An 18,955-nucleotide genomic window follows, 5' to 3' on the forward strand; every position below is an offset into this window, starting at 1 on the left:
CTCAGCGGCCGGAGGTGATGCTCAGGCCTTTGAGCAGGCTCAGGGCCTGGGCCAGCTGGTAATCGTCATCCTGCGGCATCGCTTTGGCCTTGCCGCCGGAACCGCTCGGTTTGTCGGCGCCGCCGTTGCCGTTGCCCAAATGACCTTGCAGATCGGCTTCCTTGAAGTATTCGCTGTCGGCTTCGTTGGTGATCTTCGCGCGGCGCACTTCGATGTCCGGCACGATGCCCTGAGCCTGGATCGAGCGGCCGTTCGGCGTGAAATACAGCGCGGTGGTGATCTTCAGCGCGCGGTCGTTGTTCAGCGGCAGCACGGTCTGCACCGAGCCCTTGCCGAAACTGGTGGTGCCCATGACCACGGCACGTTTCTGGTCCTGCAGGGCGCCGGCGACGATTTCCGAAGCCGAGGCACTGCCACCGTTAATCAGCACGACCATCGGCACCGCTTCGCTTTCGTCCTTGCCGGTGGCGGAGAAGCGCAATTCGGAGTTGGCGATGCGGCCCTTGGTGTAGACGATCAGGCCTTTGGTGATGAAGTGGTCGACCACTTCCACTGCCGATTGCAGTACGCCGCCCGGATTGTTGCGCAGGTCGAGAATGATGCCGTTGAGCTTCTTGCCGTTGTCCTTGCGCAGTTTGGCCAGAGCCTTGGAGACTTCTTCGCCGGTCTTGACCTGGAACTGGGTGATGCGGATGTAGCCGTAGCCCGATTCCAGCAGTTGCGCCTTGACGCTTTTCACCTGAATCACTGCACGGGCCAGGGTCACGTCGAACGGTGTGCCGCCATCGCGAACCAGGGTCAGGGTGATTTTCTGGCCGATCTTGCCGCGCATCTTGTCGACGGCTTCGGTCATGGTCTGGCCGCGGGTTGGCTGGCCGTTGATCTTGACGATGAAGTCGCCAGCCTGAATGCCGGCCTTCGACGCCGGGGTGTCGTCGATCGGCGAGACAACCTTGATGAAGCCGTCCTCGGCGCCGACTTCGATGCCCAGGCCGCCGAATTCACCGCTGGTGCTTTCCTGCAGCTCGGTGAAATCTTCCGGGCCAAGGTAGGCCGAATGCGGATCGAGGTTGCTGAGCATGCCCTTGATCGCGTTTTCCAGCAGGGTCTTGTCGTCCACAGGTTCGACGTACGCGGCTTTGATCCGGTCCATGACCTCGGCGAAGGTGCGTAGCTCTTCCAGTGGCAACGGCGCCTTGGCGGTCGCGGCAGTGCCTGCCGGAGCGACGGTCGGGGCCGGTTGCGCGGCGAACGCCAGAGGCGCGCCGATCACCAGGGCGATCGTCAGAGCCAGCGAGGTAAGGCGGGACAAATGCAGCATGTCGAACGAACTCCTGAATTAGATGGTGCGCTTATCCTTGCGCACGACACCATTGCGCCGGATCACTCGGGTGACCCTGCTGACGAATTGCGAAATACAGCGCTGGCGTGTCCTGACCGCCACTGTTACCGACAGTGGAAATCGACTCGCCAGCCTTGACCACATCACCCGCCGACTTGAGCAGCGTCTGGTTGTGGCCGTATAGACTCAGAAAACCGTTGCCATGATCGAGGATCACCAGCAAACCGGCACCGCGCAGCCAATCGGCGAACACCACGCGCCCGCCGTGTACGGCGTGCACCTGGCTGCCGGCGGAGGCGCTGATCATCACGCCATCCCACTTGGTGCGGGCGTCGTCGCCACGGCTTTCACCGAAGCGCGCGAGTAATCGACCATCAACCGGCCACGGAAGTTTTCCCCGGGTTGCAGCAAAAGGCCCGCCAAAGGTTTCGCCGCTGCTCGATACCAGCGCGCCGGGGCTTGATCTGGCGGGTTTTCGTGGGGCGTCGCTGTTATCAGCCTGCGCCTCACGCAAACGCTTTTTTTCCGCTTCCTGCTGGGCGATCAGCGCTTTCTGCCGCGCTTCCTCTGCCTCACGAGCCTGGCGGGCCAGGGTTTCTTCAATGGTTTTAAGGACTTTAGACAGGTCTGCCTGATCCTGCTCGCGGGCGGCGAGTTTCTGGTCGCGGGCCTTGACGTCGTCATTGAGTCTGGCGAGAACCTGCTGGCGCTCCTTGCGGACTTTCTCGAGTGCCTCGCGCTGAGTGTCGAGGTCGCTTTTCTGCACCAGCAGCTGCGCTTGCTGCAGGCCGATGTCTTTTTCGACATTGGCCAGCTGGCGCAGGGTTTCGTTGAAGTTCTTCAACTGCTCCAGGCGTGCCTGGCTCAGGTAGTCGTAATAGGTGAGGGTGCGGGCGAACTTCTCGGGGTTCTGCTGATTGAGCAGCAGCTTGAGGTATTCCTGGCGGCCGTTCTGGTACGCCGCTCGGGCCTGAATGGCGATCAGTCGCTGCTGTTCAGTGCGCGCGCTCTGGAGTTTTTTTTTCTCTGCATCGAGCCGCTGCAGCTCGGATTCGCTCTTCTGCAGTTCTTTCTGCAGCGCGTCGACCTGCTTCTGCAGCTTGCCCATCTCGGTTTCAGTGCCCTTGAGCTCTTTCTGCACGCCGGACTTTTCTTCCTGCAGCTTGCCCAAGAGTTTTTTCAGCTCGGCGATATCCTGACGCGTGGCCTCCAACTGCTGTTGGGTTTGCGCGCGCTCGTCGGCGAAGGCCGGCTGGAGCAGACAGGTCAGAGCAAGGGCGATCAGGACGCGAAGCATAGGGGCGGGCGGCACCAGGGTAGAGGACGGCCTAGTATGCCCGCCCGAGGCTGCAAAAAAAACGCCCAATTGGGGCTGTGTGATAACTGGCTGGAGATACAGCTGAAAATAATCTTCGAACCCAGCACAAACCACTGTGGGAGCTGGCTTGCCAGCGATGGCGGCTGCACATTCAACATAAATGCTGGCTGTCAGATTGCTATCGCTGGCAAGCCAGCTCCCACAGGGTTTTTGCGGTGTTTTCCGGATTCGGCTCAGACCAGGATCGAAGTCCCGGTCATCTCCGCCGGTTTTTCCAGACCCAGCAGCATCAGCATGGTCGGCGCTACGTCCGCCAGCACGCCGCCTTCGCGCACTTTCAGGTCGCGTTTGCCGACGTAGATGAACGGCACCGGCTCGGTGGTGTGCGCGGTGTGCGCCTGACCGGTGGTTTCATCGGCCATTTGCTCGACGTTGCCGTGGTCAGCCGTGATCAGTGCTTCGCCGCCGACCTTTTCCAGCGCTTCAACGATGCGACCGACGCAGGTGTCGAGGCACTCGACCGCTTTCACCGCCGCGTCGAACACGCCGCTGTGGCCAACCATGTCGCCGTTGGCGTAGTTGACCACGATCACGTCGTAGCGCTGGTTTTCGATGGCGTCGACGATACGGTCAGTGACTTCCGGGGCGCTCATTTCCGGCTGCAAGTCATAAGTCGCGACTTTCGGCGACGGGATCAGGATGCGCTCTTCGCCCGGGAACGGTTCTTCACGACCGCCGGAGAAGAAGAACGTCACGTGGGCGTATTTTTCGGTTTCAGCGATGCGCAGCTGGGTCTTGCCGTTTTTCGCCAGATAATCACCAAGAACGTTTTCCAGGCTGCCGGCAGCGAAGGCCGACGGTGCCGGAATGCTTGCGGCGTACTGGGTCAGCATGACGAAACCGGCCAGTTTTGGCTGGCGGGCGCGCGCAAATTCCTTGAAATCGTCTTCGACGAACACGCGGGTCAGCTCGCGGGCGCGGTCGGCACGGAAGTTCATGAACACCACGGCGTCGCCGTCTTCAACTTTTACCGGATCACCGATGGAAGTGGCTTTGACGAATTCGTCGCTCTCGCCACGGGCGTAAGCGGCTTCCAGACCTTCCTGCGCGGTGGCGGCGTTGAATTCGCCGTTGCCGTCGACGATCAGGTTGTAGGCCTGGGCGACGCGATCCCAACGGTTGTCACGGTCCATGGCGAAATAGCGGCCGATGATGCTGGCGATCCGGCCTTTGCCGAGGGCCTGGAAAGTCGCGTCGAGCAGTTCGATCGACGAAGCGGCGCTTTTCGGCGGCGTGTCGCGGCCATCGAGGAAGGCGTGCAGGTAGATTTTTTCAGCGCCGCGCTTGAAGGCCAGTTCGGCCATGGCGATCAGGTGATCCTGGTGGCTGTGCACGCCGCCATCGGACAGCAGGCCCATGAAATGCACGGCTTTGCCGGCGGCCACGGCTTTATCCACAGCGGCGCAGATGGTCGGGTTTTCGAAGAATTCGCCGTCGCGGATCGCTTTGGTCACACGGGTGAAGTCCTGATACACCACGCGCCCGGCGCCGAGGTTCATGTGGCCGACTTCGGAGTTGCCCATCTGGCCGTCCGGCAGGCCGACGTCCATGCCGCTGCCCGAAATCAAGCCGTTCGGCACCGTGGCCCACAGACGATCCAGCACAGGTTTCTTCGCCGCGAACACGGCATTGGATTCGGGGCTGTCGCTGTGACCGAAGCCGTCGAGAATCATCAGGACCAAAGGTTTGGGCGTAGTCGTCATGGAATCCACTCGTGGCTGATAAAGAAGAGGGCGATGGAAAACGGAGTTGGAGTTTAAAGCGAAGTTCCGACCGCGTCACCGCCGGACGGGGTTTGGCCGACCATAGTGGCTGTGTATACTGGCCGACATTTTAACGCCCTGGAACCTCCTTCGATGGTTGCTCACCTGATTGAATTTGCCACTAACCACTACATTCTTGTCGGTATCTTCGTCGTACTTCTGGCTCTGTTGCTGGCGCACACGATGCAGGGCGGCGGCAAGAGCCTGAGCACCGGCGAGCTGACCGCACTGGTCAATAAAGACGCAGGCGTGGTGGTGGACATCCGTCCGGCCAAGGATTATGCCGCTGGCCACATCGTCGGCGCGGTGAACATCCCGCAAGACAAACTGGCCGCCCGCGTCGGCGAGCTGGAAAAACACAAGGCCAAGACCATCATTCTGGTCGACGCCCTCGGTCAGACCGCCGGCACCCACGCCCGCGAGCTGATGAAGTCCGGCTTCACCGCCGCCAAGCTGTCCGGCGGGATTTCCAGCTGGAAAGGCGACAACCTGCCGCTGGTGAAATGACATGAGCGAAGTCATCGTCTACTCCAGCGATTACTGCCCTTACTGCTCGCGCGCCAAGCATCTGCTCGCCAGCAAAGGCGTGGCCTTCGAAGAGATCAAGGTCGATGGCAAGCCGCAGCTGCGTGCCGAAATGACCAAAAAGGCCGGGCGCACGTCCGTGCCGCAGATCTGGATCGGCGCAAAGCACATCGGCGGTTGCGATGATTTATACGCCCTGGAACGCGCCGGCAAACTCGACGCGCTGCTCAAGGGCTGAACGGCTGCACCCACGTACAGCACTCCCTAAAAGACCCAAGATCGATAAGGATCTGAGATGACTGACCAACAGAACACTGCAGCCAGCGAAGAAGAAACCGCACCGCAATTTTCCTTGCAGCGCATCTACGTACGCGACCTGTCCTTCGAAGCCCCGAAAAGCCCGGCGATCTTCCGCCAGCAGTGGGATCCGGCGGTCGGTCTGGATCTGAACACCCGACAGAAAGCGCTGGAAGGCGACTTCTACGAGGTGGTGCTGACCCTTTCCGTTACCGTGAAAAACGGTGAAGAAGTGGCTTTCATCGCTGAAGTGCAACAGGCCGGTATCTTCCTGATCAAGAATCTGGACGCGGCTTCGATGAGCCACACCTTAGGTGCATTCTGCCCGAACATCCTGTTCCCGTACGCCCGCGAAACCCTGGACAGCCTGGTCACCCGCGGTTCGTTCCCGGCGCTGATGCTGGCCCCGGTGAACTTCGACGCCCTGTACGCGCAAGAGCTGCAGCGCATGCAGGAAAGCGGCGAGACCCCGACCGTTCAGTAAGACGGTTCAGCAATACCCCATGTGGGAGCGAGCCTGCTCGCGAAAGCGGTCTGTCAGACACATCAATGTTGACTGACACTCCGTAATCGCGAGCAGGCTCGCTCCCACATTTGTTTTGCGGCGTTATTTGAAGTCGTTCTGCCGCCACGCTTCGTACACGGCGACCGCCACGGTGTTGGACAGGTTCAGGCTGCGGCAGCCTTCGCGCATCGGCAGGCGCAGGCGCTGTTCGGCGGGCAGGGCGTCGAGCACGTCCGCTGGCAGGCCACGGCTTTCCGGGCCGAACAGAAACGCATCGCCGGGCACGAACGCGGCATCATGGAACGGCCGCGAACCCTTGGTGGTGAAGGCGAACACGCGGGGGTTGCCCAGACTTTCCAGACAACTGGCCAGGTCAGCGTGACGCTGCAACGTGGCATATTCGTGGTAGTCGAGACCGGCACGGCGCAGGCGCTTGTCGTCCATCTCGAAACCCAGTGGTTCGATCAAATGCAGGTGGCAGCCGCTGTTGGCGCACAGCCTGATAACGTTGCCGGTGTTCGGCGGAATTTCTGGTTGAAAAAGGATGACGTGAAACATGCACGGCTCCGAAGGTAAAGATGAGCGGCATTCTACGCCGCCTGTGGACAACCGTTCGAAACTATTCCCGCGAGTCATCGGCTCGCTGGCGATTGTCGGCTTGATGATCGGCTTGATGATCGGCCGGCTGACCACGCCGGATCCGAGCGTGCTGGAGCAGGTCGAGGTGACCGATGGCGGCCTGGTGGTGTGGTTCAACAATGAGCCGAAGCTGCACGGCGAGATTATCGACGGCACCGTCGCGCTGCTGTTTCAGGCCGAAGGTCGACCGCAGAAAGGCCAGCTCAGGCTCAACGGCAAGGACGTCAACTGGCGCACGCGCAAAAGCGATGGAGGGTTATTGCTGACGGTGCTGGCAGCGCGCCCGTTGCAGGGCGACTGGGTCGGCAGCGAGGTCGATGATCGCTGGCGACTGGAGATCCGTTTGAGCGAGCCCTAGCGGCACTTCTTCATCACTGGGGCGCGCTCCCACACTATTTGAGGTCGTTTCCTACTGCGACCGTCTTCCTTTCCCATCTCCAGCTCGTGCTCGTGCACGCTATCGTTCGCCCCTTCAAACGGCAGGATGCCGAAACCCGTCGTCCCCTTGCAGGAATGCAGGGGGCGTCTTTTTCAAGGATGAAAATATGCCAGTCAAACCCCCTCGCGGTGGCGGTACCCACGTGGACGCCTCGGGCAGCCCGCATCGGTCTGCGGACGTGGACACTTCGCTTCCCGGCCACTTGGGTCGCACAGGCGTCGATGTGGATATTGCTCAGCACCATTTGCTGCCGCGCGCCGGATCATCCACCGACGCCACCCTGGATGCCGCGCCCCCCGCCGCGGCCGTTGTAGTTCGCGCAATCGCGGAGGGTATTGGCCCTACCGCCACCCAGCCTTCGCTGGACAATTACGTCACCAACGCCCGAGCGATACTTCCACAGGTCAACAGCGAAGGTTTGCGGGTGATCAGTCGGCGAACCTACGCAGACCTGGCCAACGGTGACCTGGTGCCTGTCGCCGTGGATCCTGCGACGGGTTTGTATCGAGCCCGGCGGCCAAGCGAGTTGCTCCCATCCGGCCCGGTGATGCTGCGCGATGTGGACAGCGGACTTTGGTATGCGCGTGAAGTCGCGGAGCCAACTACCCGGGAACAGATCCGCACCTACCTTCCCGACGCGACCGACGAGGACGCGGATGCCTTCATCGCCCGGTTTGATGACAAGGACGTGGCAGAGCTTGAGCTCAAGCATATCCAGCTTGGGCTTGCGCTATTGGACTCGACGGATTTTGACCTGCCGATCAGTCGAGGTTCCATTTCATCGGACAACGAGTTTCATGAGGCGCGAAATATGTGGGCGACGTTTCGCCAGTTGTACCGATGGCAAGGCCAGCCCGAGCAGCGCGTCTACCGTGATGGGCGGCTCGTGGGCTTCAAGCTGGAAATCGATCTGACGATTTGGCCAGTTGCAAAGCCGCTTTCCTTGAAGTTCGGCTCAGTGGTTTCTCTGACTTTAAGAGGCCGTGGCCGGCTGGATCCAGACGTGTTTTGCGCACAATTTCCCAACCTTGAAAGTCTGACGATCACCAGTCAGGAAATCGGAGTGCAAGGCCGGTTTCAAGGATGGGACGTGATTAATTGGGTACATTCAAAATTCAGTCTGGATTCGCGCTTTGCCGAGCAATTGAAAAGATTCCCGCGTTTGCAAAGGCTGCACCTGCAGGACTGTGAATTAACGTCTGACTTTTCGGTACGAGGCCTTGCCAGGCTAAACGAGCTATGGCTTTGCAACACATTCGAGGCCCCGGTGAACAGCCTGGACATGCAGATGCGGCATCAGGAGCAAGTCACCTTTTTGCAAGTGGCAGCTGACCTCAGAGGGATGACTGAACTGCGAGTGCTGGATCTGAGCCGCACCGGAATACACCTGCTGCCTTCCGGTCTTGAAGCCATCGACGTGGCGTCGAAGCTTGAAGTGTTGAGGCTGGGGGGCAATCCGCTTGCGAACAGCCTTTCACTCGAAAACATGACCGCACTGCAGGAGCTGGATCTTTCCAACACACGATTGCAAAGATTTCCCGAGGGCATTACCGACAGGATTCCCGCAAAAGAATTGAATCTTGCGGACAATCACATCAGGTCGATTCCCGAATCCGTGGAGCTCAGAGCGGGCTTCAATCTCATCGGCAATCCGATCACGGACCCGGCCTCGCTACGGCGGTTGATACGAGCACGTGCCGAGACAGGCACCGATATCTGGCTTGGGCAGGAAAGCAGCGATGGGTCTGCCGATCTCTGGCTACGCAACGTGCCACAGGACCAGATAGCGGAAAAACAAGCGCTGTGGGACAGGCATAACGCCGCAATGCCACTGGCAGTGACCGGCATTCTTCGTCGGCTGAGTCGAACGCCCGAATTTCACGTCGAACGCCCGCTGCTGCAGCGGCGCGTGTGGTGGTTTCTGGAAATGTATGACAGGGCCGACGTCACCGAGCGGGCCAGGCTCGACGCCATTCTTCATACGGAAACGAGTCCCGGGAGGATGCTGGACCGGCTGGAGAGTGAAATCCGCAGCTATGACGCAGGGCGACAGAATCAACCGCTGCACCCTCTGCCCAAGCGTCCCAAGTTCGAATAGGCGCAGAACGCATTGCGGTGTAAAAGCGGGAATCCCTGACCTGCCTGTATCAGGGTTCCCAAAAGCATGGGCGTCGCGTTCAGCGTCGGCCCGGTGTAAAGAGGGAACCCCCGGCCTGCCTGTACCAAGGATCCCAAAAGGGTAGGCTCGCCGCTTTGTGCTGTGAGCCCGGTGTAAAGAGGGGAATCCCCGGCCTGCCTGTACCAAGGTCCCCGAAACGGGTGGTGAAACGAATCACCTGAGATAGGTATTGCAGGGTGCGTGCCAGGTTTAAATTTGCTGAAACAAAAAACGCTTTGGGAACGCGAAAGCCCCGGGACTCGGGGCTTTCGCGTTTTTGAATAAAGGGTTTTTCAGTTTTTTCAGGAGTGATTGTGGCGATACGGCTGTGCGCGATCGCGGGTCATTGTGCATTGATGCGGTGCACGGTGGCCCTCACCCTGACCCTCTCCCAGAGGGAGAGGGGACTGACCGAGGTGCCCGGTCAAGTTACGCCGACCTGAGATACCGAGCCGAACTCAGGCCTCGAAACCACCCGAGATTGCTCCCTTCCCCCTCTCCCCCTTGGGGGAGAGGGCTGGGGTGAGGGGGATCGATCCTGAGTACACGACAACCCTTAAGCGTTAACCCTCTTCCCCCTCATCATCATCCCCACCATCAACCTTCATCCCCAGTTCCTTGATCTTGCGCGTCAGGGTATTGCGCCCCCAACCCAGCAGCACCGCCGCATCACGCCGACGTCCTGCGGTGTGCTTCAAAGCAGTCTCGATCATGATCCGCTCGAACGCCGGCACTGCGCTGTCGAGCAGGCTCGACTGGCCACGGGCCAGGGCCTGATCGGCCCACTGGCGCAGGGCCTGTTCCCAGTTGGTCACTGGCGCCGAATCCTGCGGCAGGTTGAGCAGTTCCGGTGGCAAGTCACTGATGTGCACTTCACGGCCGGAGGCCATGACGGTGATCCAGCGGCAGGTGTTCTCCAGCTGGCGCACGTTGCCCGGCCACGGCAGGTTTTTCAGGTATTCCTCGGTTTCGCTTTTCAGCAGCTTCGGCTCGACCGCCAGTTCTTGCGCGGCGCGGCTGAGGAAGTGCCGGGCCAGGGTCGGGATGTCTTCGCGACGATCCGACAGGCGCGGGATGTGGATGCGGATCACGTTGAGGCGGTGGAACAAGTCCTCGCGGAACTTGCCGGCGTGGACGAGGGTTTCCAGGTTCTGGTGGGTCGCAGCGATGATGCGCACATCGACCTTGACCGGCACATGACCGCCGACGCGATAGAACTCGCCATCGGCCAGCACGCGCAACAGACGCGTCTGAGTGTCCGCCGGCATGTCGCCGATTTCATCGAGGAACAGCGTGCCGCCGTCCGCTTGTTCAAAGCGACCGCGACGCAGGTTTGCCGCGCCGGTGAACGCGCCTTTCTCGTGGCCGAACAGTTCCGATTCCATCAGATCCTTGGGAATCGCCGCCATGTTCAGGGCAATGAACGGCGAAGCCGCGCGTGGGCTGTGGCGGTGCAGGGCGTGGGCGACCAGTTCTTTACCGGTACCGGATTCGCCGTTGATCAGCACGGTGATGTTGGAGTGGCTCAGGCGCCCGATGGCACGAAACACTTCCTGCATCGCCGGCGCTTCGCCGATGATTTCCGGGGTGCGGGTCAGGGCTGGCACAACCTCCAGGCCTTGCTGTTCCTGGGCATGCTGGTTGGCGCGTTTGACCAGCGATACCGCCTCATCGACGTCGAAAGGCTTGGGCAGGTACTCGAAAGCACCGCCCTGATAGGAGGCGACAGCGCTGTCCAGATCGGAGTGAGCGGTCATGATGATGACCGGCAGCCGTGGGTGCTGTTCGCGAATCCGCGCCAGCAGATCCAGGCCACTGGCGCCCGGCATGCGGATATCGGAGATGATCACGTCCGGCTGCTGCCGGGCCAGACGACTCATCACGCCATCGGCGCTGTCGAAGCTCTGGGTGGTCATGCCTTCCTGCTGCAAGGCCTTTTCCAGGACCCAACGGATAGAACGGTCGTCATCGACGATCCACACGGTTTCACTACGGCTCATGTCGATGTGGCTCCTTGTTCCAGTGGCAGGAAGATCGAGAAGGTGGTGTGGCCTGGATGGCTCTCACACTCGATCAGGCCCTGGTGCTGACTGATGATGTTCTGGGTAATGGCCAGGCCCAGCCCGGTACCGTCCGGGCGGCCGCTGACCATGGGAAAGAAAATGGTTTCCTGCAGTTCCGCCGGGATGCCCGGGCCGTTGTCGATGATCTCGATCTTGGTCACCAGACGATGGCGGATGTGGCCGATGGTGAACTGGCGCATGGCGCGGGTGCGCAGGCTGATGCGGCCCAGGCGCAGCTCGTTCTGGCTGCTGATCGCCTGCATCGCGTTGCGCACGATGTTCAACACCGCCTGAATCATTTGCTCGCGGTCGATCAGGACGTCGGGAATGCTCGGGTCGTAATCACGCACCAGGGTGATGCAGCCCTGGCTTTCGGCCTCGACCAGATGGCAGACGCGTTCGAGCACTTCGTGGACGTTGCACATGGCCAGCGACGGCAGTTTGTTCGAGCCGAGCATGCGATCGACCAGGTTGCGCAGGCGGTCGGCCTCTTCGATGATCACATTGGTGTAATCGCGCAGGCTGTCTTCCGGTAGCTCGCGGGCGAGCAATTGCGCCGCGCCACGGATGCCGCCGAGGGGGTTCTTGATCTCGTGGGCGAGGCCGCGCACCAGCATCTTGCTGGTTTCCTGCTTGGACAGCTGGGCCTCTTCCTTGGTGATCCGCAACAGGCGATCACGCGGGTGCACTTCAAGCAAAAGCAAAGTCTCGCCGTTGCTGAGGATTGGCGTGACCGCATAATCCACGGTCAGCGTCTGGCCGGTGAGGGCGGTGAGCATCGCTTCACGCTTGGTGAAAGGGTGCGCCTGCTCCACCGCCTGACGCAGGGAATTGAGCGCCTCGGGGGATTCGGTGAACAGCTCGCTGATGAACTGGCCGTGACTGCGCTGACCGCTGACCGCCAACAGCATTTCCGCCGCCGGGTTCATGTACTCCAAGCGCAGCTCGGCGTCGAGCAGGATGGTCGCCGTGGTCAGGTTGTCGAGCAGCAAACGGTGAATAGCGTCGCTTATGGTCATCTGGACCCCTTTTGGAGCAAGGCGTGCGCGAGAACAAAGCGCTGATGTCGGGAAAATGCAAAAACCAAACCAAGGCTCCGAAAAGAAGCGTTTGAGCCCTGAAACAGGCGTTTGACGCGCGTTTGTATGGCACGAAGCCAGCTCAAACGGGAAGTTTCGAACCAAAATGGGTTGGGTTGTGGGCGAGATGCAGTTTAGTGCACCAATAGAGTGCGCGCGGCTGGTGGGGTTAAAAGAAGCGCAGGAATGGATTTTTCGGCTCTTCAGGTTTGTCCTTGAGCGGACATTCCGGGCGCACGCCGTAATCGTCGGCGACACAGGGTTTGACCTGACGTTTCTGCGCCAGGGAAATGCGCAGCATGTGGAACGGCTGATTGGCGGTGCGTTCCACGGTACGCCCGGCGGCGTCGAGGATTTCGATCGAAAGGCTGTGGCTGCCGCGATCGATATTGCTCAGCGCAAATACCGGGCTGACGCCGGGCTCGCCAGTGGCCTTGCCATCCAGCAGCAAGCGATAACGATGGCCGCTTTGCAGGCCGGGCTCGCTGGTGACGCTGACGATCAGCTCGCCGGCGCTGTTGCGCAAAGTAGCATCGGGCTCCGGGATCAGAATGCGCAGCATGTCGTAGCGAAAGGGCGTTGGTTCGGCGGATTTTTTCGCTGTGGTGATCGGCGCTGCGGTGTTGGCAGGGACCGCCATGCGATTGCTCGTCGCGATCGGCACTCGCTTGGCGTTGGCGCGTGGCTGGTCGGTATAGACGCGGTTGCCCTGTGCGTCGATGTAGGTAAAGACCTCCGCCGAGGCGGACGTCGACATCAACACCAGGATGAGTGCCAGCCCCGCGCGAATCACGGCGTATGCACCCGTTGCACGGTGAAGACCGCTGCCGGGCTCTGTTGAACGACGGTCTGGCCGTCGATCACTTGCACGGCCAGGCGATGCTCGCCGCGATCGATGTTGATCAATTGCAGAACCGGCACGTTGCTCGGCTGGCCATAGGGCCGGTCGTCGAGTAGCAGCCTTAATTGATGCGGCGGTTGCAGACGCGGCTTGATCAGAACATTGACCGTAAAGGTGCCGTTATTGGCGCGCAGGGCCTCGTCAGTGGGCAGACCGGCGAGTTCGAGGATTTCATAGGCGTTGCGCGGTGGTTGCGGTTGTTCTGCGGTGGGTGCCTGCGGCGCACTCGGTGCTTGCGGCTCGACCCGATTGAGCGGTGGCAGCTCGACCGGTTGCGCCTGCACGCCGTCCGGCGGCTGATTGCTGTACGCCGTGTTGCCGTTGGCGTCGGTGTACTTGTAGATCTGCGCGGCGGCGGGCAGGGCGATCAGCAGCAGAATGTAGAGAAACGTGCGACCCATGAAATCGACCGGGGTTGGAAGCGATGGGTAGCAGCATAGGACAGGTGGAGCGGTTGGCCAAAACCGTTAATAACTGGAATTGAAAAGACTGGTAGCCAAAACACGGATCGTTCCCACGCGGAGCGTGGGAACGATCAATGACCCACCGCTTTCGCGAGCAGGCTCGCTCCCACAGGGTAAATGAACTGCGCCGGGCAATAAAAAAGGCCTCCCGAAGGAGGCCTCTTGTGTCACGCCACTTTACGCAGCGCTACCGGATCAGCAGCTGTAGTACAGCTCATATTCCAGTGGGTGCACGAAGGTGCGAACCTTGATTTCTTCTTCCGATTTCAGCGCGATGTAAGCGTCGATGAAGTCGTCGGAGAACACGCCGCCCTTGGTCAGGAACGCGCGGCCCTTGTCCAGCTCTTCCAGGGCTTCTTTCAGGCTGCCGCAAACCTGTGGAATCTCTTTCGCCTCTTCAGGCGGCAGGTCGTACAGGTTCTTGTCGGCGGCATCGCCTGGGTGGATCTTGTTCTGGATACCGTCCAGACCGGCCATCAGCAGCGCTGCGAAAGCCAGGTACGGGTTGGCAGCCGGATCCGGGAAGCGTGCTTCGATACGGCGGGCTTTCGGGCTCGACACGTAAGGAATACGGATCGAAGCGGAACGGTTGCGCGCCGAGTAGGCAAGCATTACCGGAGCTTCGAAGCCTGGCACCAGACGCTTGTAGGAGTTGGTCGCCGGGTTGGTGAAGCCGTTCAGGGCCTTACCGTGCTTGATGATGCCGCCGATGAAGTACAGAGCGGTATCGGACAGGCCGGCATAGCCTTCACCTGCGAAGGTGTTCTTGCCGTCTTTCCAGATCGACATGTGTACGTGCATGCCCGAACCGTTGTCGCCGTACAGTGGCTTCGGCATGAAGGTCGCGGTGCGGCCGTAAGCGTCAGCAACGTTGTGCACAACGTATTTCAGGGTCTGAACTTCGTCAGCTTTCTTCACCAGGGTGTTGAACTTGACGCCGATTTCGTTCTGGCCGGCAGTCGCCACTTCGTGGTGGTGAACTTCAACCGACTGACCCATTTCTTCCAGTGCGTTGCACATGGCAGTACGGATTTCGTGGTCGTGGTCGAACGGTGGAACCGGGAAGTAGCCGCCTTTCACGCCTGGACGGTGACCCTTGTTGCCGCCTTCGATGTCCTGGTCGGACATCCACGAACCTTGTTCGGAGTAGATCTTGAACATCGAGCCGGAGATGTCCGACTTGAATTTCACCGAGTCAAAGATGAAGAACTCAGGCTCTGGACCGGCGAATACGGTGTCACCGATACCGGTAGCTTTCAGGTGCTCTTCGGCGCGCTTGGCGATCGCACGTGGGTCGCGATCGTAGCCCTGCATGCTCGAAGGCTCGATGATGTCGCACACCAGAATCAGGGTTGGGTCTTCGGTGAACGGATCGAGTACGGCAGTTTCGTCGACCGGCATCAGGATCATGTCGGAGGCTTCGATGCCTTTCCAGCCGGAGATGGAGGAGCCGTCGAACATCTTGCCGACTTCGAAGAAGTCGTCATCCAGCGCATCGCGAGCCGGCATGGTCACGTGGTGCTGAGTGCCTTTGGTGTCCGTGAAGCGCAGATCAATCCACTTGACGTCATGATCTTTGATGAGTTGAACCGACTTCGACATAGTGTCCTCCGGGTGAATTAGGGCGGGTAGTGGATGCCCTTAATAATGGTGATGCCGGCGCGAATACTCTGCCAAGGCAACCTGCCTCACAAGGGAGCAAATTGCATGCCAGTGCCCCAGCATGGGTTTTTTGCCCCAAATTCACGCTTATTAAGGCGTGCGAGGTTCTGAATCGACAAATCCCGCCCCGTAATGTTGCGTTTAATTCCATAAATGACCTGTTTTGGTGCGCGCAAAACCTTCTGCACATTAACTGGTTAAACCTTGAGCAATTTCCGCTATAATCCGCGCCCCCCTTTTTCGGCTGGCCGTTCGCGCGCTGTTTTCATGAAACTTATCGTAAAAGTCTTCCCCGAGATCACCATCAAAAGCCGACCTGTCCGGACGAAATTCATCCGCCAGTTGGCCAAGAACATCCGCACCGTGCTCCGTGACCTGGACCCGGCCGTGGTGGTGAACGGCGTGTGGGACAACCTCGAGCTGGAAACCCGCGTTACCGACCCCAAAGCCTTGAAAGAGATGGGCGAGCGCCTGACCTGCATGCCGGGTATCGCGCACTTTCTGCAGATCGACGAGTACCCGCTGGGCGACTTCGACGACATCACCGAGAAGTGCAAACAGCACTATGGCGATGCGCTGGCCGGGAAGATTTTCTCGGTACGCTGCAAGCGCGCAGGCAAGCATGCCTTCAGCTCGATGGACGTGGAAAAATACGTCGGCAGCAAGCTGCGTCGTGAGTGCGGTGCGGCCGGAATCGACCTTAAAGCACCGCAAATCGAAGTCCGTATCGAAGTTCGCGACAAACGGTTGTTCGTGATTCACAGCCAGCACAACGGCATCGGCGGCTACCCGCTCGGCGCGTTGGAGCAGACGCTGGTATTGATGTCCGGCGGCTTTGATTCGACCGTGGCGGCTTACCAGATCATGCGTCGCGGCCTGATGGCGCACTTCTGCTTCTTCAATCTCGGCGGGCGTGCCCACGAATTGGGCGTGATGGAAGTCGCGCACTTCATCTGGAAGAAGTACGGCAGCTCGCAACGCGTGCTATTTGTCAGTGTGCCGTTCGAGGAAGTGCTGGGCGAAATTCTCGGCAAAGTCGATAACAGTCATATGGGCGTGGTTTTGAAGCGTATGATGTTGCGCGCCTCGTCCGAGATCGCCGAACGCCTGCACATCGATGCACTGGTGACCGGTGAAGCGATCTCCCAGGTGTCGAGCCAGACGCTGCCGAACCTGTCGGTGATCGACTGCGTGACCGACAAGCTGGTGCTGCGGCCGCTGATCGTCGCGCACAAGCAGGACATCATCGACACCGCCAACGAGATCGGCACCGCCGATTTCGCCCGGCACATGCCGGAATATTGCGGCGTGATTTCGGTCAACCCCAAGACTGCCGCCAAGCGTGGCCGGGTTGAGCACGAAGAGAAAGAATTCGACATGGCGGTACTCGAGCGTGCGCTCGCCAACGCCAAACTGGTGCCGATCGATCGTGTAATCGACGAGTTGGGCCAGGATTTGCAAATTGAAGAAGTCAGCGAAGCGCTGGCCGGTCAGATCGTCATCGACATCCGCCACCCGGATGCCGCCGAGGATGACCCGCTGGAACTCGCCGGCATAGAGGTACAGACGATGCCGTTCTATGCAGTGAACGCACGTTTCAAGGAACTGGACCCTACTCGCCAGTACCTGCTGTATTGCGACAAAGGCGTGATGAGTCGCCTGCATGCCCACCATTTGCTCAGTGAGGGGCATGCCAATGTGCGCGTTTATCGACCGAGCTAAGTGCCCGGGGCTGTTTGCCTGTGGCCTGCGTCACCGGCCCCCCGACACCGCCGTCAAGCTGTAACGGCCATGCCGGACACTACTGCTAATCGCTGCCATGACTTGTCAGCAAACCGAATCCTCTGATCGAGATACACAAGTGATCGAAAATCTACGCAACATCGCCATCATTGCCCACGTTGACCACGGTAAAACCACCCTGGTAGACAAACTCCTGCGTCAATCCGGCACCCTGGAGCGCAACGAGCTCAACGACGAGCGCGTGATGGACTCCAACGACCAGGAAAAAGAGCGCGGTATTACCATTCTGGCGAAGAACACCGCCATCAACTGGAACGGCTACCACATCAACATCGTGGACACCCCGGGCCACGCCGACTTCGGCGGCGAAGTTGAACGCGTAATGTCGATGGTCGACTCCGTTCTGCTGCTGGTTGACGCTCAAGACGGCCCTATGCCGCAAACCCGTTTCGTGACCAAGAAGGCTTTCGAAGCCGGCCTGCGTCCAATCGTGGTGATCAACAAGGTTGACCGTCCAGGCGCGCGTCCGGACTGGGTTCTGGACCAGATCTTCGACCTGTTCGACAACCTCGGTGCGACCGAAGAACAACTGGACTTCCAGGTTGTTTACGCTTCGGCCCTGAACGGTATTGCCGGTCTGGACCACACCGCCATGGCGGAAGACATGACTCCGCTGTACCAGGCGGTAGTCGACCACGTTCCGCCTCCGGCCGTTGACCGTGACGGTCCGTTCCAGATGCAGATCTCCGCGCTGGACTACAACAGCTTCCTGGGTGTTATCGGTGTTGGCCGTATCGCTCGTGGTCGCGTCAAGCCGAACACCCCGGTTGTCGCTATCAGCGCCGACGGCAAGCGTCGCAACGGTCGTATCCTGAAGCTGATGGGTCACCACGGTCTGCACCGCATCGACGTTGACGAAGCAGCAGCCGGCGACATCGTCTGCATCAGCGGCTTCGACGAGCTGTTCATCTCCGACACTCTGTGCGACATCAACACCGTCGAGGCGATGAAGCCGCTGACCGTTGACGAGCCAACCGTTTCCATGACCTTCCAGGTAAACGACTCGCCATTCTGCGGTAAAGAAGGCAAGTTCGTGACCTCCCGTAACATCAAGGATCGTCTGGACAAAGAGCTGCTGTACAACGTTGCACTGCGCGTTGAAGAAGGCGACTCCGCTGACAAGTTCAAGGTTTCCGGCCGTGGTGAGCTGCACCTCTCGGTACTGATCGAAACCATGCGTCGCGAAGGCTTCGAGCTGGCCCTGGGCCGTCCTGAAGTGATCATCCGTGAAGTTGACGGCGTGAAGCAGGAACCGTTCGAAAACGTCACCATCGACATCCCTGAAGAATCCCAGGGCAAGGTCATGGAAGAGATGGGGCTGCGTAAGGGCGACCTGAGCAACATGGTGCCGGATGGCAAGGGCCGTGTTCGTCTGGAATACAACATCCCTGCTCGCGGTCTGATCGGTTTCCGTAACCAGTTCCTGACCCTGACCAACGGTGCTGGCATCCTGACCTCGATCTTCGACCGTTACGCTCCAGTGAAGTCGGGCCACATGTCCGGCCGTCAGAACGGCGTTCTGGTTTCGGTTGAAACCGGCAAGGCTCTGACCTACTCACTGGAAACCCTGCAGGCTCGTGGCAAGCTGTTCGTAGAACACGGCCAGGAGATCTACAACGGTCAGATCGTTGGTCAGAACAGCCGCGACAACGACCTGGGTGTCAATCCAACCAAAGGCAAGAAGCTCGACAACATGCGTGCTTCGGGTAAAGACGAAACCATCGCTCTGGTCCCACCTGTTCGCTTCACCCTGGAACAGGCTCTGGAATACATCCAGGAAGACGAGCTGTGCGAAGTTACGCCTAAGTCGATCCGTCTTCGCAAGAAGATCCTCGACGAAAGCGAGCGTACCCGCGCTGCGAAGAAAGCCAAGGCGTAATTCAGCCCTGGAATAGAAAACGCCCCCGGTCGCGAGACCGGGGGCGTTTTTGTTTGTC

Annotated in this window: 16 protein-coding genes; 7 read left to right on the top strand and 9 right to left on the bottom strand. The window is 59.9% G+C overall.

Annotated elements, in window-relative coordinates:
• Nucleotide 1: 1 nt before the first annotated feature.
• From AAEZ10_RS12195 to gpmI, 3 genes are all read right to left on the bottom strand, one after another.
• A complete protein-coding gene (locus tag AAEZ10_RS12195) occupies nucleotides 2-1,321 on the bottom strand; it encodes a S41 family peptidase (protein WP_039756590.1) in 1,320 nt (439 codons plus the stop codon).
• A 31-nt stretch (nucleotides 1,322-1,352) separates the two neighbouring features.
• The gene (locus AAEZ10_RS12200; protein ID WP_122508467.1) at nucleotides 1,353-2,639 is read right to left on the bottom strand and encodes a murein hydrolase activator EnvC family protein; all 1,287 of its coding nucleotides are present in this window, start codon (nucleotides 2,637-2,639) and stop codon (nucleotides 1,353-1,355) included.
• A gap of 254 nt (nucleotides 2,640-2,893) precedes the next feature.
• Nucleotides 2,894-4,423: a 2,3-bisphosphoglycerate-independent phosphoglycerate mutase gene (gene gpmI, locus AAEZ10_RS12205; RefSeq protein WP_350569362.1), complete on the bottom strand. Its 1,530-nt coding sequence runs from the start codon at nucleotides 4,421-4,423 to the stop codon at nucleotides 2,894-2,896.
• A gap of 153 nt (nucleotides 4,424-4,576) precedes the next feature.
• Between gpmI and AAEZ10_RS12210 the strand changes: the two genes are divergently transcribed.
• From AAEZ10_RS12210 to secB, 3 genes are read left to right on the top strand one after another with little or no spacing between them, the layout of a single operon-like run.
• Nucleotides 4,577-4,990, top strand: coding sequence for a rhodanese-like domain-containing protein (locus AAEZ10_RS12210; protein WP_016772116.1), 414 nt, complete (start codon nucleotides 4,577-4,579; stop codon nucleotides 4,988-4,990).
• A 1-nt stretch (nucleotide 4,991) separates the two neighbouring features.
• Entirely contained in the window at nucleotides 4,992-5,246 is a 255-nt protein-coding gene (grxC, locus tag AAEZ10_RS12215) for a glutaredoxin 3 (protein WP_016772115.1), read from the top strand.
• Nucleotides 5,247-5,303: 57 nt separating this feature from the next.
• Complete coding sequence (gene secB, locus AAEZ10_RS12220) at nucleotides 5,304-5,789, top strand: protein-export chaperone SecB (RefSeq protein ID WP_016772114.1); 486 nt, start codon at nucleotides 5,304-5,306, stop codon at nucleotides 5,787-5,789.
• Between the two features lie 123 nt (nucleotides 5,790-5,912).
• Here secB and AAEZ10_RS12225 read toward each other — a convergent pair whose 3' ends face one another.
• Nucleotides 5,913-6,368, bottom strand: coding sequence for a tRNA (cytidine(34)-2'-O)-methyltransferase (locus AAEZ10_RS12225; protein WP_016772113.1), 456 nt, complete (start codon nucleotides 6,366-6,368; stop codon nucleotides 5,913-5,915).
• On the opposite strand from AAEZ10_RS12225, the gene AAEZ10_RS12230 reads away from it, so the two are divergent.
• Nucleotides 6,367-6,807: a hypothetical protein gene (locus AAEZ10_RS12230; RefSeq protein ID WP_071174114.1), complete on the top strand. Its 441-nt coding sequence runs from the start codon at nucleotides 6,367-6,369 to the stop codon at nucleotides 6,805-6,807. The two genes, AAEZ10_RS12225 and AAEZ10_RS12230, sit on opposite strands and share 2 nt — an antisense overlap.
• Nucleotides 6,808-6,994: 187 nt before the next feature.
• A complete protein-coding gene (locus AAEZ10_RS12235) occupies nucleotides 6,995-8,986 on the top strand; it encodes a leucine-rich repeat domain-containing protein (RefSeq protein ID WP_350569365.1) in 1,992 nt (663 codons plus the stop codon).
• Nucleotides 8,987-9,609: 623 nt separating this feature from the next.
• Here the strand turns inward: AAEZ10_RS12235 and ntrC are convergent.
• From ntrC to glnA, 5 genes are all read right to left on the bottom strand, one after another.
• A complete protein-coding gene (ntrC, locus tag AAEZ10_RS12240) occupies nucleotides 9,610-11,046 on the bottom strand; it encodes a nitrogen regulation protein NR(I) (protein ID WP_016772108.1) in 1,437 nt (478 codons plus the stop codon).
• Nucleotides 11,043-12,128, bottom strand: coding sequence for a nitrogen regulation protein NR(II) (gene glnL, locus AAEZ10_RS12245; protein ID WP_016772107.1), 1,086 nt, complete (start codon nucleotides 12,126-12,128; stop codon nucleotides 11,043-11,045). Before glnL ends, ntrC begins: the two co-directional genes overlap by 4 nt.
• Before the next feature lie 229 nt (nucleotides 12,129-12,357).
• Nucleotides 12,358-12,945 carry a DUF4124 domain-containing protein gene (locus tag AAEZ10_RS12250; protein WP_178117011.1) on the bottom strand — a complete coding sequence of 196 codons (588 nt, stop codon included), beginning with the start codon at nucleotides 12,943-12,945 and terminating at the stop codon, nucleotides 12,358-12,360.
• Between the two features lie 32 nt (nucleotides 12,946-12,977).
• On the bottom strand, nucleotides 12,978-13,490 hold the full coding sequence (locus AAEZ10_RS12255) for a DUF4124 domain-containing protein (protein WP_350569368.1): 513 nt from the start codon (nucleotides 13,488-13,490) through the stop codon (nucleotides 12,978-12,980).
• A 258-nt stretch (nucleotides 13,491-13,748) separates the two neighbouring features.
• Complete coding sequence (gene glnA, locus AAEZ10_RS12260; RefSeq protein WP_016772104.1) at nucleotides 13,749-15,155, bottom strand: type I glutamate--ammonia ligase; 1,407 nt, start codon at nucleotides 15,153-15,155, stop codon at nucleotides 13,749-13,751.
• A 327-nt stretch (nucleotides 15,156-15,482) separates the two neighbouring features.
• Here glnA and thiI point away from each other — a divergent pair, with 327 nt between their 5' ends.
• Both thiI and typA read left to right on the top strand, forming a co-directional pair.
• On the top strand, nucleotides 15,483-16,937 hold the full coding sequence (gene thiI, locus AAEZ10_RS12265; RefSeq protein WP_024011233.1) for a tRNA uracil 4-sulfurtransferase ThiI: 1,455 nt from the start codon (nucleotides 15,483-15,485) through the stop codon (nucleotides 16,935-16,937).
• Nucleotides 16,938-17,076: 139 nt separating this feature from the next.
• Nucleotides 17,077-18,897: a translational GTPase TypA gene (typA, locus tag AAEZ10_RS12270; RefSeq protein ID WP_016772102.1), complete on the top strand. Its 1,821-nt coding sequence runs from the start codon at nucleotides 17,077-17,079 to the stop codon at nucleotides 18,895-18,897.
• Nucleotides 18,898-18,955 lie beyond the last annotated feature (58 nt).

This window comes from Pseudomonas sp. H26/SER47-MNA-CIBAN-0231, assembly GCF_040310465.1.
Lineage (GTDB): Bacteria > Pseudomonadota > Gammaproteobacteria > Pseudomonadales > Pseudomonadaceae > Aquipseudomonas > Aquipseudomonas atacamensis.